The sequence below is a fragment of the Cryobacterium sp. MP_3.1 genome, assembly GCF_035984795.1.
In the GTDB taxonomy this organism is placed as follows: domain Bacteria; phylum Actinomycetota; class Actinomycetes; order Actinomycetales; family Microbacteriaceae; genus Cryobacterium; species Cryobacterium zongtaii.
In genome coordinates this window covers 11,860-26,518 of sequence record NZ_JAXCHV010000021.1, presented here as the reverse complement: position 1 = coordinate 26,518, position 14,659 = coordinate 11,860, and the positions used below count along the sequence as shown (strand labels likewise).

15 protein-coding genes are annotated in these 14,659 nt (G+C 70.6%); 9 read left to right on the top strand and 6 right to left on the bottom strand.

Annotated features, from left to right (window positions below; translation table 11 throughout):
* The first annotated feature begins 4 nt into the window (after positions 1–4).
* From kdpC to RCH12_RS13095, 4 genes are all read left to right on the top strand, one after another.
* Positions 5–637: a potassium-transporting ATPase subunit KdpC gene (gene kdpC / locus RCH12_RS13110; protein ID WP_327017133.1), complete on the top strand. Its 633-nt coding sequence runs from the start codon at positions 5–7 to the stop codon at positions 635–637.
* 8 nt (positions 638–645) lie between these two features.
* The gene (locus RCH12_RS13105) at positions 646–3,213 is read left to right on the top strand and encodes a sensor histidine kinase (protein WP_327017132.1); all 2,568 of its coding nucleotides are present in this window, start codon (positions 646–648) and stop codon (positions 3,211–3,213) included.
* Complete coding sequence (locus RCH12_RS13100; RefSeq protein ID WP_327017131.1) at positions 3,210–3,911, top strand: response regulator transcription factor; 702 nt, start codon at positions 3,210–3,212, stop codon at positions 3,909–3,911. The genes RCH12_RS13105 and RCH12_RS13100 overlap by 4 nt, the downstream gene beginning before the upstream one ends.
* Before the next feature lie 98 nt (positions 3,912–4,009).
* The gene (locus RCH12_RS13095; RefSeq protein ID WP_327017130.1) at positions 4,010–5,308 is read left to right on the top strand and encodes a sensor domain-containing phosphodiesterase; all 1,299 of its coding nucleotides are present in this window, start codon (positions 4,010–4,012) and stop codon (positions 5,306–5,308) included.
* On the opposite strand, the gene pepE is transcribed toward RCH12_RS13095, so the two are convergent.
* Positions 5,247–6,014 (bottom strand): dipeptidase PepE, encoded by a 768-nt coding sequence (gene pepE / locus RCH12_RS13090; RefSeq protein WP_327017129.1) that lies wholly within the window; start codon positions 6,012–6,014, stop codon positions 5,247–5,249. The two genes, RCH12_RS13095 and pepE, sit on opposite strands and share 62 nt — an antisense overlap.
* A 159-nt stretch (positions 6,015–6,173) precedes the next feature.
* Here pepE and RCH12_RS13085 point away from each other — a divergent pair, with 159 nt between their 5' ends.
* A complete protein-coding gene (locus RCH12_RS13085; RefSeq protein WP_165789072.1) occupies positions 6,174–7,064 on the top strand; it encodes a D-hexose-6-phosphate mutarotase in 891 nt (296 codons plus the stop codon).
* Between the two features lie 156 nt (positions 7,065–7,220).
* Here the strand turns inward: RCH12_RS13085 and RCH12_RS13080 are convergent, their stop codons facing one another.
* Entirely contained in the window at positions 7,221–7,538 is a 318-nt protein-coding gene (locus tag RCH12_RS13080) for a hypothetical protein (protein WP_327017128.1), read from the bottom strand.
* Between the two features lie 203 nt (positions 7,539–7,741).
* On the opposite strand from RCH12_RS13080, the gene RCH12_RS13075 reads away from it, so the two are divergent.
* Positions 7,742–8,875, top strand: coding sequence for an SDR family oxidoreductase (locus RCH12_RS13075; protein WP_327017127.1), 1,134 nt, complete (start codon positions 7,742–7,744; stop codon positions 8,873–8,875).
* Positions 8,876–8,914: 39 nt separating this feature from the next.
* Positions 8,915–9,280 carry an SdpI family protein gene (locus RCH12_RS13070; protein WP_327017126.1) on the top strand — a complete coding sequence of 122 codons (366 nt, stop codon included), beginning with the start codon at positions 8,915–8,917 and terminating at the stop codon, positions 9,278–9,280.
* Positions 9,281–9,284: 4 nt separating this feature from the next.
* Here RCH12_RS13070 and RCH12_RS13065 read toward each other — a convergent pair whose 3' ends face one another.
* Positions 9,285–9,581, bottom strand: a complete 297-nt coding sequence (locus tag RCH12_RS13065; protein WP_103431345.1) for a helix-turn-helix transcriptional regulator — start codon at positions 9,579–9,581, stop codon at positions 9,285–9,287.
* A gap of 63 nt (positions 9,582–9,644) precedes the next feature.
* Here RCH12_RS13065 and map point away from each other — a divergent pair, with 63 nt between their 5' ends.
* Positions 9,645–10,445 carry a type I methionyl aminopeptidase gene (gene map / locus RCH12_RS13060; RefSeq protein WP_327017125.1) on the top strand — a complete coding sequence of 267 codons (801 nt, stop codon included), beginning with the start codon at positions 9,645–9,647 and terminating at the stop codon, positions 10,443–10,445.
* 91 nt (positions 10,446–10,536) lie between these two features.
* A complete protein-coding gene (gene nhaA, locus RCH12_RS13055; RefSeq protein ID WP_103431343.1) occupies positions 10,537–11,904 on the top strand; it encodes a Na+/H+ antiporter NhaA in 1,368 nt (455 codons plus the stop codon).
* A 24-nt stretch (positions 11,905–11,928) separates the two neighbouring features.
* Here nhaA and RCH12_RS13050 read toward each other — a convergent pair whose 3' ends face one another.
* The 3 genes from RCH12_RS13050 to RCH12_RS13040 all read right to left on the bottom strand — a co-directional run bounded on the left by RCH12_RS13050 (position 11,929) and on the right by RCH12_RS13040 (position 14,404).
* Positions 11,929–12,273, bottom strand: coding sequence for a VOC family protein (locus RCH12_RS13050; RefSeq protein ID WP_327017124.1), 345 nt, complete (start codon positions 12,271–12,273; stop codon positions 11,929–11,931).
* 98 nt (positions 12,274–12,371) lie between these two features.
* Positions 12,372–13,670 (bottom strand): ABC transporter permease, encoded by a 1,299-nt coding sequence (locus tag RCH12_RS13045; protein ID WP_103431341.1) that lies wholly within the window; start codon positions 13,668–13,670, stop codon positions 12,372–12,374.
* The gene (locus tag RCH12_RS13040) at positions 13,667–14,404 is read right to left on the bottom strand and encodes an ABC transporter ATP-binding protein (RefSeq protein WP_103431357.1); all 738 of its coding nucleotides are present in this window, start codon (positions 14,402–14,404) and stop codon (positions 13,667–13,669) included. Before RCH12_RS13040 ends, RCH12_RS13045 begins: the two co-directional genes overlap by 4 nt.
* Between the last annotated feature and the right edge of the window lie 255 nt (positions 14,405–14,659).

The window sequence follows — 14,659 nt, the reverse complement described above, 5'->3', positions numbered from 1 at the left end:
CCTCATGAGCGTCTCCCGCCCCCGCACCGGCCCCCTGGCCCGGCCCTACTGGGTGGCCCTACGGGCCATGCTCGTCTTCACAGTCGTGCTCGGCGTGGCCTACCCGCTGAGCATCACCCTGGTCGGCCAGCTGGGCGTGCCCGGGCAGGCCAACGGCTCGCTCGTCTCGGCCGGCGACGGGTCACCCGTGGTCGGCTCCAGCCTGATCGGGCAGTCCTTCACGGATGCCGACGGCGCGGCCCTGCCCGAGTGGTTCCAGTCCCGCCCGTCCGCGGCCGGAGACGGCTACGACGCGAGCGCCTCCAGCGGCAGCAACTGGGGGCCGGAGAACCCCGACCTGATCCAGGCGATCGGCGACCGGCAGGCCGCCATCGAAGACCTCGACGGAGTCCCGGCCGACGAGATCCCCGCGGATGCCGTCACCGCCTCCGCGTCCGGCCTGGACCCGCACATCAGCCCGGCCTACGCCCTGCTGCAGGTGCCCAGGGTCGCGGCGGCCCGCGACCTGCCGGAGGCCGAGGTGCGCGCCCTGGTCGAAGCCGTCGAACAGGGCCGTGATCTCGGCTATCTCGGCGAACCGACCGTGAATGTGCTCAACTTGAACCTCGAGCTCGCAACGCTCGATTCCGGTAGGTGAGGTAACCCATGAAACGCGGTCGATTGCGCGTGCTGCTCGGCGCCGCCCCCGGCGTCGGCAAGACCTACAGCATGCTCGAAGAAGGCCGCCGACTGCAGAGCGAGGGTGCGGACGTGGTCGTGGCGATCGTGGAAACCCACGGCCGCGCGGCCACCGCGCTCCAGGCTGAGGGGCTCGAGGTGGTGCCGCGGATGCTGGTGCAGCACCGCGGCATCCAGCTGAGCGAACTCGACCTGGCCGCCGTGCTCGCCCGCCGGCCCGAGATCGCCCTGGTCGACGAGCTCGCGCACACCAACGCGCCCGGCTCGGTCAACCCCAAGCGTTACCTGGACGTGGAGGCGATGCTGGCGGCGGGCATCGACGTGATCTCGACCGTCAACATCCAGCACATCGAATCGCTCAACGACGTGGTGCAGCAGATCACCGGGGTGCCGCAGCGCGAAACCCTGCCGGATGCGGTGCTGCGCACCGCCGACCAGGTGGAGGTCGTCGACCTGGCCCCGCAGGCACTGCGCGACAGGCTCGCCGAGGGCAATGTGTACCCGGCGGCCCGCATCGACGCGGCCCTGTCGAACTATTTCCGGCTCGGCAACCTCACCGCCCTGCGTGAGCTGGCGCTGCTCTGGCTGGCCGACGAGGTCGACACCGCCCTGCAGAGCTACCGGGCCGAGCACGGTATCTCGACCAAGTGGGAGGCCCGCGAACGCGTGGTCGTTGCACTCACCGGGGGGCCGGAGGGCGACACCCTCATTCGCCGGGGCGCCCGCATCGCGGCCCGCTCGGCCGGCGGCGAGCTCGTCGCCGCGCACGTGATCAGCCAGGACGGCCTGGCCGCGGCGCATCCGGGCGCGCTCGCGACCCAGCGGGCGCTGGTGGAGGAGCTCGGCGGCAGCTACCACCAGGTCGTCGGCGACGACATCCCCCGGGCGCTGGTGGAGTTCGCCCGCGCCGCCAACGCCACCCAGCTCGTGATCGGCGTGAGCCGGCGCAACCGGCTCACCGCGGCGCTGTCCGGGCCGGGCATCGGCAGCACCATCACCCGCGAATCCGGCGATATCGACGTGCACATCGTCACCCACTCCGCGGCCGGCGGAAAGTTCGTGCTGCCCAGGCTCGGCGGGTCGCTCACCGTGCGGCGGCGCCTGGCCGGCTTCGCCCTGGCCCTGATCGGCGGGCCGCTGCTGACCTGGCTGCTGGTCAGTTTTCGCAGCGAGGAGTCGATCACCAGCGACGTGCTCAGCTACCAGCTGCTGGTGGTGGTCGTCGCGCTTGTCGGCGGGCTCTGGCCGGCCCTGTTCGCGGCCCTGCTGTCCGGCCTCACCCTGGACTACTTCCTGGTGCAACCGCTGTACACGGTCACCGTGGCCGAACCGCTGCACCTCTTCGCGCTCTCGCTCTACCTCGTCAACGCCCTGCTGGTGAGTTACGTCGTCGACCAGGCGGCTCGGCGCACCCGCGCGGCCCGGCGGGCGGCGGCAGAATCCGAGCTGCTGGCCACCGTGGCCGGCAGCGTGCTGCGCGGGGAGGACGCCCTGCAGGCGTTGGTCACCCGCACCCGGGAGGCGTTCGGCCTCGACACGGTGCGCCTGCTCGCCGGCGGCGCGGTGCTGGTCGAGGCGAGCGCGGCGGACGCGGCGGCGCCGGGCGGCACGGCGGGCGGCACGGCGGGGCCGGGCGTACCGGACGTTGCGGCACCCCCGGCCACGATGGTGCCCATCGGCAGCCGGGCCACCCTGGAGCTCACCGGACCCGACCTCGCCGCATCCGAACGCCGGCTGCTCAGCGTGATCGCGAGCCAGATCGATGCTGCCCTCGAGCACCGCGATCTCGCCCAGACGGCCAGCGAACTCGGCCCGCTCGAAGAGGCCGACCGGATGCGCAGCGCCCTGCTCGCCGCCGTCGGCCACGACCTGCGCCGGCCCCTCGCCGCCGCGACCACGGCCATCAGCGGGCTCAGGGCCACCGACATCACCCTCACCGACAGTGACCGCACCGAGCTGCTCGCCACGGCCGGCGAAAGCCTGGACACCCTCGCCTCGCTGGTGACCAACCTGCTCGACGTGAGCCGGTTGCAGGCCGGGGCGCTGGCCGTGTCGCTGGGGCCCGTCGACCTCGCCGACGTGGTGCTGCCGGCCCTCGACGAGCTCGGCCTCGGGCCGGACACCGTGCAGCTGGACCTGCCGGTCGAGACCGCACCGGTGCTCGCAGACCCCGGCCTGCTGCAACGCGCGGTGGTCAACCTGCTCACCAACGCCATCCGCTTCTCGCCGGCCGGCACACCCGCCAGGGTATCGGCCAGCCGGTTCGCCGACACCGTGCAGTTGCGCATCATGGACCAGGGACCCGGCATCCCCGCCGATCGGCGGGGCGACGTGTTCGTGCCGTTCCAGCGGCTCGGCGACACCGACAACGCCACCGGCCTGGGTCTCGGCCTGGCCCTGTCGAAGGGATTCGTCGAGGGCATGGGCGGCACCCTCGAAGCCGATGACACCCCCGGCGGCGGTCTCACCATGGTGATCACCCTGCCGGCCGTCGCGTCCACCGCAGTCCCGGCAGGCAACGAGGTCAGCCCATGAAGATCCTGATCGCCGACGACGACCCGCAGATCCTGCGGGCCCTGCGCATCACTCTCGGCGCCCGCGGTTACGAGATCGTCACCGCACACGACGGTCGTACCGCGCTGGCCGCGATCGTGGAGCAGCACCCCGATCTGGTGATGCTCGACCTCGGCATGCCCAACCTCGACGGGCTCGCTGTGATCGACTCTGTCCGGGCGTGGAACAGCGTGCCGATCCTGGTGGTGAGCGGCCGCAGCGGTGCCTCCGACAAGGTGGAGGCCCTGGACCGGGGCGCCGACGACTACGTCACCAAGCCGTTCTCGATCGACGAGCTGCTGGCGCGCATCCGGGCCCTCACCCGCCGGATGCCCACCAGCGGTGACGAACCGGTGGTCACCTTCGGTGACATCACCGTGGACCTGCCGGCCAAGACCATCACGCGAGTGACAGCCGCCGGGCCGGAACACGTGCGGCTGACCCCCACCGAGTGGCAGATCCTCGAGCTGCTGCTGCGCACACCGGGCAAACTGGTGAGCCGGCAGGCGCTCTACGCCGAGGTCTGGGGCCAGCACAAGATGACCGACACCGGCTACCTGCGGCTCTACCTCGCCCAGCTGCGGAAGAAACTCGAGCCCGACCCGTCCCGGCCCCGCTACCTGCTCACCGAGGCCGGTATGGGCTACCGGTTCGCGCCCGACGCGCCGACACCCGCCTGAGCCCTGCGGATGCCGGCGGCGGCGATCTGCGGATGCGGCGCCTGGGCCTCAGCGCGTCGGTAGACTGCCAGAACGATGCGCCTCGGCGCTGATGGGGGATGCTGTGGGCACGACGACGAGCGAGCGCGAGTCCGACGCCCTGTTCAGCGAGATTCTCGCTGAACAGGCTGATCAGCAGCAGGTTCCAACCCATTGTCGAGCTCGACTCCGGCACCGTCGTCGCCTATGAGGCCCTCAGCCGGGGTCCGGTCGACACCGTGTTCCACAATCCGGCCGCGCTCTTCGACCGCGCCCACGAGCTGGGCCGGGTCGGCGATCTCGACCTGGCCTGCTGGCTGTCGAGCGTGCACACCGCCACCGAACAGGGCTTCACCACGCCGCACACTCTCTTCGTCAATGTGGAGCCGGGATCGCTGCGCCGTGCCGACCTCACCACTGCACCGCATCCGCCGGCGCCCGCTGTGCTCGAGGTCACCGAACGCGCGCTGATGAACGACCCGGCCGGGCTGTTCTACGCCATCGACCGGGCCAGGGCGATGGGTTACCGCATCGCCGTGGACGACCTCGGCGCCGATCCGGCCTCACTGGCCCTGCTGCCGCTGCTGGCGCCCGACCTGATCAAGCTCGACATGGCGCTCATCCGTGAGCGCCCCGACCAGGACGCCGCCCGGGTGATGAGCGCCGTCGCCGCGCACGCCGAACGCACCGGGGCCGTGGTGCTCGCCGAGGGCATCGAGACCGAGGAACACCGGGTGACCGCTCGCGCCCTCGGAGCCACCTACGGGCAGGGCTGGCTCTTCGGCCGCCCGGTGGCCGAGGTCCCGAACGCCGCCGCACTCGCCGGCATCAGCTTCCCCGGTGACCCCTCGGCGTCGCTGCCGACCAGCGGCACCCCCTACAGCGTGGTGGCTCCACAGCGCACCTCCCGGTCGTCAAACCGGGCGTTGCTGGTGCAGATGAGTATCTTCCTGGAATCGCGGGCGCTGGCCAGCGGCGACTCGGCCGTGGTGCTCTCGACGTTCCAGCACCACCCCAACCTCACCCCCGCCACCCGCAGACGCTACGAGACACTCGCCGGGACGGCCGGCCTGGTGGCGGTCTACGTCGCCGGGGACGCCCGCCTCGACGGAGCCAACGGCATCCGCGTGGCCCAGATCGACCCGACCGACCCGTTGCTCGACGAGTGGGACATCGTGGTGCTCACCGCGGATTTCGCCGCCGTCCTGGCCGCGCGCGAGGTCGATCCCGACAACCACGGCGAGGGCGCATACGAGTTCGTGCTCACCCACGACCGTGACCTCGCCACCGCCGCGGCCCTCACCCTGATCAGCCGGCTCAGCTCACCGCCGTCGCCAGAGGGCGGTCGTACCGGGGGCGCCGCACCAACAGTGGGCTGACGTCGCCGGCGACGTTGTGCGGCGCGCGTCCTCGTTCGAAGACGATGCCCGGCTCGGTGGAGAGCAGGCCGGCCGGGCCGCCGCCGACCACGGCGAGGGCGCAGGCGAGGGTCGACGTGACACTGAGGTGGGTGCCCTCACGCAGGCCCAGCACCGGCACGTCGTTCTCGTCGAGGAACTCGGTCAGGCGGGTTTCCCGGGAGTCACCTGCGTGGGCCCCGACCAGGTCGGCGTCCACGTAGTGCGGGTTGATCTGGAACGGCACCAGGCCGAGCGCCGCGAACGACTCCGGCTGCACGATGGGCATGTCGTTGGTGGTGCGGATGCTGGGCGCGGTGATGGTGGCGCCGGCGCTGGAGCCCAAGTAGGGCAGACCGTTCTGCACCCGAGCGCGGATGACCGGTATCAGTCCGAGTCGCTGCAGGGCGGCGAGCAGGCGGAAGGTGTTGCCGCCACCGACGAAGAGCGCCTGCGCTGACGCGACAGCGGCGACAGGGTCGGCGGCCTCGTGCAGGCTGCGCACCCCGATGCCGTGGGGCTCGAACGCGGCCCGCACGGTCGCCGTGTACGCATCGTGGTCACCTCCGGCGAAGGGCACGAAGGTGATCTCGGTCACCCCGTGCAGGAAGGCGAGGATCTCGGGCAGCGCGTGCTCGAGGTAACCGTGGCCGGGGCTGGTGCAGTTGGCAAGGAGGAGCAGTTGCATGGGATCCTTCCGATCGGGATGATTCTCCGGCGCGCCCGTTGTGAGACCCGATACGGCCCATTCCGTCGCTCGAAAGGTGATCCTACCTGCCTCCGCAAGGGGCCCAAAGAGGTCCGGGTTCCTAGGATGGGATCACGCCCATCGACCACGGAGGTCATCATGTCTGCCATCGACTCGCAACTGCCCGAACTGCCGTCATCCGTCGAACTGGGGATGGGTCAGGGCGGCCTCGCCGTGGCCCGTGTGTTCGCCCGCGCCGGCTCCGCCGAGATCTACCTCCGCGGCGCACATGTGAGCGCCTGGGTGCCCACCGGCGGCAGCCCGGTGATCTGGATGAGCGAGCAGAGCGAATACGCGCCGGGGGTACCGCTCCGCGGCGGGGTACCGATCTGCTTCCCCTGGTTCGGCGCGCACCCCACGGACGCCACGGCCCCGTCGCACGGGTTCGCCCGCCTGGCCGACTGGCGGCTCGCCGAGGCGCGCGAGGCCGGCGATGACGTGGTGCTGGTCTTTGTGCTCACCGACACCGAGGCCACCCGGGCGTCGGCCTGGCCACACCGGTTCGAGGCGCGTTACACGGTCACCGTCGGCGCCCAGCTGGCGCTCTCGCTGCAGGTCACCAACCTCGACACCGTGCAGCTGAGCTTCGAGGAGGCCCTGCACACCTACCTCGACGTCGCCGACATCCGCCAGACCGAGGTATCGGGGCTGGAGGGCGCCCCGTTCACCGACCGCCTCACCGGCCCGCGCCCCGCCGAGAGCGATCCGGTGCGCTTCGATGCCGAAACCGACCGGATCTACCTGAACAGCACGGCCGCCACGACGGTGACGGATACCGCGACCGGCCGGCAGATCACCATCACGAAGCAGGGCTCGGCGAGCACCGTCGTGTGGAACCCGTGGATCGACAAGGCCGCCGCGATGGCCGACTTCGGCGACAACGAGTACACCGGCATGGTGTGCGTGGAGACCTGCAACATTCGCGACAACGCGATCACCCTGGCGCCGGGCGCCGGCCACGAGATGGGCGTGCGCTACTCGGTGGCCTGAGCCGGGCGGCGGATGCGGCTCGGCTCGGCTCGGCTCGGCTCGGCTGCAGTATGCGGGGTAGGCGCCGTTATGCGGGTGGCGCGCCACCCGCATAACGGCGCGTGGCCCGCACAACGAGGAACATCACGCCCCGAGCCGGCGAGCGCCGCGACCGCCTCAGCCCTTGCGACCCGGCGTGGCGTAGCCGCCGGCGCTCGCGGGACCGCCGAAGGCGATAGCCACCCCGATCATGAAGCCGAAGTTGTAGAAATTACCGTCGTTGCGCACCTCGTAGATGTTCACCTCGGCGTTGAACAGCGACACGATAAAGGTGATCGGGCTGATGAAGCCCTGCCACAGGCCCATCCAGAAACCCGCCAGTTCCTCGGGCGGCACTGTGGCCGCCGCGTCGTTGGCGCCCGGCGCGCATCCGGTCAGCAGCAGTGCCGCCAACACGACCACCGCGGCGAGCGCCGCGACCCTGGACCTGCCCATGATTCCTCCCGGAGCGGCGGCTCAACCCGCGGCAGGCACCGCGTGCCGCCCCGGCCGACGTCGCACACGGTAGGCGCGCTCCCCCTTCCCGGCAAGGTGCCCGCCGGAGCTGACCCGCCCGCCGCACCACACCGCACCGCACCGCACGGCACGGCACGGCACGGAACGGAATTCCCCGACCGGCCGGGACGTTGCCCCCTGTGATGCCTATTTCCAGCGAAGCCCTGCCCGTTCCAGACCCCCACACCGCCGGCCCCACCGGCACACCGAGCCAGCCCGGTCGCACCGCCCTCGTCGCGGGTGCCAGCGGCATCGCCGGATCGGCGCTGGTGGACCTGCTCACCGCCGAGGGCTGGAGCGTCATCGCCCTCTCCCGCACCCCCGTGGCCGCGCGGCCCGGCGTGATCCCGGTGAGCGCAGACCTCCGCAGTGTCGACTCGCTGCGCACCGCCCTGGCCCCACACGCGCCCACCCACGTGTTCTTCACCGCGTGGCTCCGACAGGACACCGAGGCGGAGAACATCGTCGTCAACTCCGCCATGGTGCGCGACCTGCTCAGCGCCCTGGCCGACGCCCCGGTGCAGCACGTGGCCCTGATGACCGGGCTCAAGCAGTACCTCGGCCCGTTCGAGGCCTACGGCCAGGGCGAGGTTCCCGACACCCCGTTCCACGAAGACGAACCGCGCCTGTCGGTGGAGAACTTCTACTACGCGCAGGAGGACGAGCTCTGGGCCGCCGCCCGGGCGCGCGGCTTCACCTGGTCGGTGCACCGCGCCCACACCGTGATCGGCCACGCCGTCGGCAACGCCATGAACATGGGCTCCACTCTGGCCGTCTACGCCGCCGTCTGCAAGGAACTGGACCGCCCGTTCATCTTCCCCGGCTCCGAGACCCAGTGGAACGGCGTCACCGACATGACCGACTCGGGCCTACTCGCCGACCAGATGGTGTGGGCCGCCACCACCCCGGCCGCCGCGGACACCGCCTTCAACATCGTCAACGGCGACACCTTCCGCTGGCGCTGGCTCTGGCCCCGCCTGGCCGCCCACTTCGGCGTCGAGCCGGAGGGCTTCGCCGGCGCCCCACGGCCGCTCGAGACGCAGATGACGGATGCCCAGCCGGTCTGGGACCGCATCGTGGCCGGCCACGGCCTCGTCGAGTCCGACCTGACCCGGCTGGCATCCTGGTGGCACACCGACGCCGACCTCGGTCGCACCATGGAGGTGTTCGCCGACATGGGCCGCAGCCGGGCGGCCGGCTTCACCGGTTACCGCAACACCGAGCAGGCGTTCGTGGACCTGTTCGCCAGGTACCGCGCCGAGCGTCTCATTCCCTAGGCGGATCCGCTGGAGCGAGCCGGCCGATAGTCTCCAGGCATGATCGTTTCGGGAATCGTCCTCATGCTCGGCGGCATCCTGGTGGCCGCGGTCAGCGAGGCCGCCGCTCGCGGGCGACTCGGGGTCAACTCGGTGGCTGGCATCCGCACGCGCGCCCTGATGATGTCCGAGGCGGCCTGGATCGCCGGCCACCGGGCCGCCCGGATCCCGGTGGGCCTGGCCGGACTGGTCATGTTCCTCACCGGCGCCGCCGTCCTCGCGCTGCGTCCGGACGAGGACACGACCGGACCCCTCGTGCTCGCGGCCGCGGCCGTGGCAGTGGTCCTCGTCCTGATCGGTGCGGCCGTGGCAACCCCGGCCGCGCACCGCGCGCTTGAGCTCGGCGACGATCACGAGCAGCGCTAGCAGCTCAGGACGCCAATCGCTCGGAGGCGCCGGTGCCGACTCTGTCAGCGGCACGTCCGGGCTCGCTGATCTCCGCCCACACCGCATCCAGCGAGAGCCCGAGGACCTCGGCGATCGCCGCGATGGTCGGGAACGCCGGAGTCGCGATTCGGCCGGACTCGATCTTCCGAAGGGTCTCCGGCGAGACGCCGGCAGCCAGCGCGGTGTGCAGCATCGAACTCTCCCCCCTGGCCGAACGCAGGAGGGCGCCGAGGCGCGCTCCACGGTCGAGCTCTGCGGGTGTGAGCGGCAATCTGACCATGACACCGATTCTACCGGGATAATATGGCCGGTATAGTTATTGGTTTACCGTGAAAGGTGCCGCATGATCGAGATCCTGACCCCCACCGAACTGACCCGAGCGCGAGAGTCGGGCGCCCTGGTCGCCGACATCCTGCACACCCTCAAACGCCGCAGCACGGTGGGGACCAACCTCCTGGACCTCGACCGGTGGGCGCAGGCCATGATCGTCGAGGCCGGCGCCTCGTCCTGTTACGTCGACTACGCGCCGTCCTTCGGCCGCGGGCCGTTCGGCCACTACATCTGCACGTCCGTCAATGACGCGGTCCTGCACGGGCTGCCCCACGACTACGCCCTGGCCGACGGGGACCTGCTCACTCTCGACCTCGCCGTGTCCACCAACGGGATCGCCGCGGACTCGGCCATCAGCTTTCTCGTGGGTGACTCGAAGCCCGCGGAGAGCGTCACGATGATCGACGCGACCGAACGAGCCCTGGCCGCGGGGATCGCCGCCGCCGCGCCAGGAGCTCAGATCGGGGATATCTCCGCCGCCATCGGCTCCGTCCTCAGCGCGGCGGGCTACCCCATCAACCTGGAATTCGGCGGTCACGGCATCGGATCGACCATGCACCAGGACCCGCACGTGTCGAACGACGGACGGCCCGGCCGCGGCTACCGACTGCGCCCCGGCCTGCTGCTGGCCCTGGAACCGTGGGTCATGGTGGACACGGCTGCGCTCATCACCGACGCCGACGGCTGGACCCTGCGCAGCGCGACGGGCTGCCGCACGGCACACAGCGAGCATACGATCGCCATCACCGAGGACGGCGCCGAGATCCTCACCCTGCCGACGCGGACGAACTCGAGAGGCGTCGCGTTTACATGAGGTGATCAGGAGACTTCGGTAAACTACCGTGAGGTGAGCTGGGAAGTCTGGTCAGCACTCGTATGACCGACCCCAAACCCTCTGGAGTGCCTTGACACACGACACCCCCCTTCCTTCCGCCCCGCAGACGGTTCCCTCGCGCGGCAGCTACCCCGAGAAGCTCCGCATCGGCGCGATCCTGCGCAAGGAGACCGTCGGCGGCTTCCTGCTGGTCTTCGCGGCCGCCGTCGCGTTGATCTGGGCCAACTCGCCCGCCGCAGACAGTTACTTCGCCCTGCGCGATTTCCGCATCGGCTACGAGCCGTGGCACCTAGAGCTGAGCCTGGGCGCCTGGGCGGCCGACGGGCTGCTGGCGATCTTCTTCTTCCTGGTGGGCCTGGAGCTCAAGAAGGAGTTCGTGGCCGGTGACCTGCGCTCACCGTCCCGGGCGATCGTGCCCGTCGCCGCGGCGATGGGCGGTGTGGCCGTGCCCGCGCTGTTCTATGCCGGCGTCAACCTGGTCAGCCCGGAGACCCTTCAGGGCTGGGCCATCCCCACGGCCACCGACATCGCCTTCGCGGTGGCGGTCCTGGCCATCGTGGGCTCGCACCTGCCCAGCGCCCTGCGCATCTTCCTGCTCACCCTGGCCGTGGTCGACGACCTGCTGGCCATCTCGATCATCGCCGTGTTCTACTCCGACGACGTGCAGTTCGGCCCGCTGCTGCTCGCCCTGATCCCGCTGGCCCTGTACACCTTCCTGGCACAGAAGTACCGACGGTTCTTCGCCGAGCGGGCCTGGGCGGCCTGGTTGATCCTGCTGCCGTTGGGCTTCGCCACCTGGGCGCTCGTGCACGCCGGTGGCATCCACGCCACCGTGGCGGGTGTGCTGCTCGGCTTCGCCGTGCCGGTCATCCACCGCCGCACCGGCCCGGGCGTGGCCGCCGAGGAGGGGCCCGGCCTGTCGGAGACCTTCGAACACCGGTTCCGCCCGCTCTCGGCCGGTTTTGCCGTGCCGGTCTTCGCGTTCTTCTCCGCCGGCGTCACCGTGGGCGGCTGGGACGGCCTGGTGGGCGCACTCACCGACCCGGTCGCGATCGGCATCATCGTGGGCCTCGTGCTCGGCAAGCCCGTGGGCATCGTGGGCACCACCTGGCTGATGACCAGGCTCACCCCGGTGAAGCTCGATCCGGCGCTCCGCTGGATCGACCTGATCGGCGTGGCGGTTCTGGCAGGCATCGGCTTCACGGTGTCGCTGCTCATCGCCGACCTGAGCTTCGGTGCCGGTTCTCTCACCAACGACCACGCCAAGGTGGGCATCCTCGTGGCGTCGATCACCGCCGCCCTGCTCGCCTCGGTGATCCTGCGCGCCCGCAATCGCCTCTACCGCCGCATCGAAGAGGCCGACGCGGTGGATGCCGACGGTGACGGCATCCCGGATGCCTACCAGCAGGGTGAACCCGACCGCACCCCGGCCGGCTGACACCGACGGGCCGGCGACGCCGGGTCAGGCGTTCAGGGAGTACATGCTGAGCGCGTTGCCGTCCGGATCGGTGAAGTCGAAGTAGTCCACGGCCCCCGGCACATGCTCGAGAGTGCCGAGGTCCACGCCGAGCCCGGTGAGGCGTTCGTACTCGGCGGAGGCGTCCGGCACCCCCAACCGGAGGGTGACCTGGGCGCCCGAGCGCTTCGGCGGCTCCTCGCTGAGCTGCAGGTCGATGGGACCGACCACAAACTCGATCACCCCCGGGGCCGGTTCCACCGAGGGAGTGGACACCTCGAACACCCGCCGGTACCAACGCTCGGCGGCCGGCAGATCGCGAACGGGCAGGCCTACGGTTACGCTCGTCACCTTCATACCGGCCATCTCACCGCGTGACCGGCGCGCGCGCAAGGGCCCGCACCCGCGTGAGCGGATGCGGGCCCCGAGTGCTGCCGACTACTACCCGGCTACTCGTAGCGGAGCGACTCGATGGGGTCCTGACGAGCGGCACGGAGCGCCGGGATGGTGCCGGCCAGGAACGCCAGGCCCATGACCACCAGGACGATCGTGGCGAGCGCCGACGGGTCGAACGCCACCAGGGTGAGCCCGGGGAGGTCGGCCAGCAGGGTATCGGCCAGCAGCGCGTTGGCGCCGGTGCCGGCCAGCATGCCCACGGCGACGCCGAGCGCGCTGCCCATCAGGCCGATGAACACGGCCTCCAGGCTGAACAGGCCGAAGATCTTGCCGCCGCCCAGGCCCATGGCCTTCATCAGGCCGATCTCCCGGGTGCGTTCCTGCACGCTCATCAGCAGCGTGTTGACGATGCCGAATCCGGCGGCCAGCAGGGCGATCACGGCGAAGGCGTTGAGCACCAGCACGATGCCGTCGATCACGGCCTTGAAGGAGCCGATCTGGTCTTCCACCGTGGTGCCGGTGTAGCCCAGGTCGGTCAGGTCGGCCTTGAGCGCGGTCAGGTCGGCCTCGCTACCGGTCGGATCGAACCGGACGACGGCCTGCGCGTAGCTGTCCTTACTGGTCTCGGACAGGCCCACGCTCTGGGCGTCGTAGAGCGCCTCGGTGAGCACCTCGTTGGCCGTGAACGCCGTCGAGCCCGTCAGGCCTTCCTCTGAGACGCCGACGATGGTGGCGGTCAGCTCGGACTGGGTACCGGTGACGTCGGTGATGGCCAGGGTGAGCGTGGCTCCCAGGGCGTCGGCGTCATCCGCGAAGCCCAGGGGCGCGACGAACGAGACCGGGATGGCCACCTGGTAGTCGCTGCTCTCCGCGTCGGGTTCTGCGCCCGCGGCGAGGTCCAGCGCCATGCCGGGAATGAAGCTCCCCACGTTGGCCTCGTAGGCCGTACCGTCGGCCACCTGGACGAAGTCGGGCCTCACGCTGAGCTGCGGCTGGACGGAGAGGACGCCGTCGACGGCGCCGATCGTGTCGAGGTCGTCGGAGGTGAGTGCGATCAGGCTGGATCCCGGAGCGCCGGGGGGCGAGTTCGGGGAATCGATGGCGACCGCGGTGGGATCGTACTCGACCGGACCATCCGTGCTGTCTTCGGCCGCCTTGGTGACCGTGATGACGTCGTCGGCGCCGATCGAGGCGACAGTCGTGTCGATGTACTGGTTGATTCCCGTGCCGACCCCGCTGGTGAGGGTGAGGGTGAACGCGCCGATGAAGATCGAGAGCACCGTGAGGGTGGTGCGGGTCTTGCTGCGCAGGCTGTTCCTGACGGCAGAGCGGATCAGGTCGAAGGCGTTCATGCGCGCACCTCCCCGGTGATCGTGGCCGAGGCCGGGGTGGCGGGCACCGTGTGCAGGCTGTCGACGATGAGGCCGTCGCGGATGTACACCCGACGGTCGCAGCGCGCCGCGAGGTCCTCGTCGTGGGTCACGATGATCAGGGTGATGCCGTTGTCCTTCTGCAGCGAGAACAGGATGTCCTCCACGACCTTGCCGGTGGCGGAGTCGAGGTTGCCGGTGGGTTCGTCGGCGAAGATCACGCTGGGATTGTTCACCAGTGCCCGGGCGATCACCACCCGCTGCTTCTGGCCGCCGGAGAGGTCGGTGGCCTTGTTCTTGGCCTTGTCGGCCAGTTCCAGCTGCTCCAGGGCCGCCATCCCGCGGCGTTTGCGTTCGGCGCCGCCGATGCCGGCGATCTGCAGCGGCAGAGTCACGTTGTCGAGCACGCTGGTGTTGGGCGTGAGGAAGAACTGCTGGAACACGAAACCGAAGGTCTCGTTGCGGGTCTGGTTGACGACCTTGCCGCTCAGCGCGCTGGCATCGCGGCCGCTGAGCTCGACGGCACCGGAGCTGGGGTTGTCGAGCAGGGCCAGCAGGTGCATCAGGGTGGACTTGCCCGAACCGCTCTTGCCGACGATGGCGATGGACTCGCCCTGGTGGATGTCGAGCGAGACACCCTTGAGGGCGTCGAACCGGGTGGCGCCGCGGCCATACGACTTGTGTATGTCGCGGGCGGCGAGAATGGGCACGGTCATGGGTGGGCTCTCCTGGTTGAAACGCGGATGCGGGCTGTGCGGGGTGGCGTGCCGGCCGGGCCGGCTCACGGTGAACCGGTCCAACGGCACGACTCCAGTCTCGCGGGCTGCGCCGCCAGGGGCATCCTCCGACCGTGGCAACCTGGCCGTACCGCGCTCGGGACCGTTTCGCGGCCGGCCGACCGCCCGGTACCACGAACGCAGTACACCCGGCACCCACGGGCGCGGGCAGACGCGGGCCGGATCGGTTGACAC

Excerpts from the sequence above, each read along its gene's own strand:
- RCH12_RS13065 (WP_103431345.1), bottom strand. The coding sequence starts at position 9,581 with ATGGTCAGATTGCCGCTCACACCCGCAGAGCTCGACCGTGGAGCGCGC.
- RCH12_RS13105 (WP_327017132.1), top strand. The coding sequence starts at position 646 with ATGAAACGCGGTCGATTGCGCGTGCTGCTCGGCGCCGCCCCCGGCGTC.
- RCH12_RS13095 (WP_327017130.1), top strand. The coding sequence starts at position 4,010 with ATGCTGTGGGCACGACGACGAGCGAGCGCGAGTCCGACGCCCTGTTCA.
- RCH12_RS13100 (WP_327017131.1), top strand. The coding sequence starts at position 3,210 with ATGAAGATCCTGATCGCCGACGACGACCCGCAGATCCTGCGGGCCCTG.
- RCH12_RS13070 (WP_327017126.1), top strand. The coding sequence starts at position 8,915 with ATGATCGTTTCGGGAATCGTCCTCATGCTCGGCGGCATCCTGGTGGCC.
- kdpC (WP_327017133.1), top strand. The coding sequence starts at position 5 with ATGAGCGTCTCCCGCCCCCGCACCGGCCCCCTGGCCCGGCCCTACTGG.
- RCH12_RS13085 (WP_165789072.1), top strand. The coding sequence starts at position 6,174 with ATGTCTGCCATCGACTCGCAACTGCCCGAACTGCCGTCATCCGTCGAA.
- RCH12_RS13075 (WP_327017127.1), top strand. The coding sequence starts at position 7,742 with ATGCCTATTTCCAGCGAAGCCCTGCCCGTTCCAGACCCCCACACCGCC.
- RCH12_RS13040 (WP_103431357.1), bottom strand. The coding sequence starts at position 14,404 with ATGACCGTGCCCATTCTCGCCGCCCGCGACATACACAAGTCGTATGGC.
- RCH12_RS13080 (WP_327017128.1), bottom strand. The coding sequence starts at position 7,538 with ATGGGCAGGTCCAGGGTCGCGGCGCTCGCCGCGGTGGTCGTGTTGGCG.
- pepE (WP_327017129.1), bottom strand. The coding sequence starts at position 6,014 with ATGCAACTGCTCCTCCTTGCCAACTGCACCAGCCCCGGCCACGGTTAC.
- RCH12_RS13045 (WP_103431341.1), bottom strand. The coding sequence starts at position 13,670 with ATGAACGCCTTCGACCTGATCCGCTCTGCCGTCAGGAACAGCCTGCGC.
- map (WP_327017125.1), top strand. The coding sequence starts at position 9,645 with ATGATCGAGATCCTGACCCCCACCGAACTGACCCGAGCGCGAGAGTCG.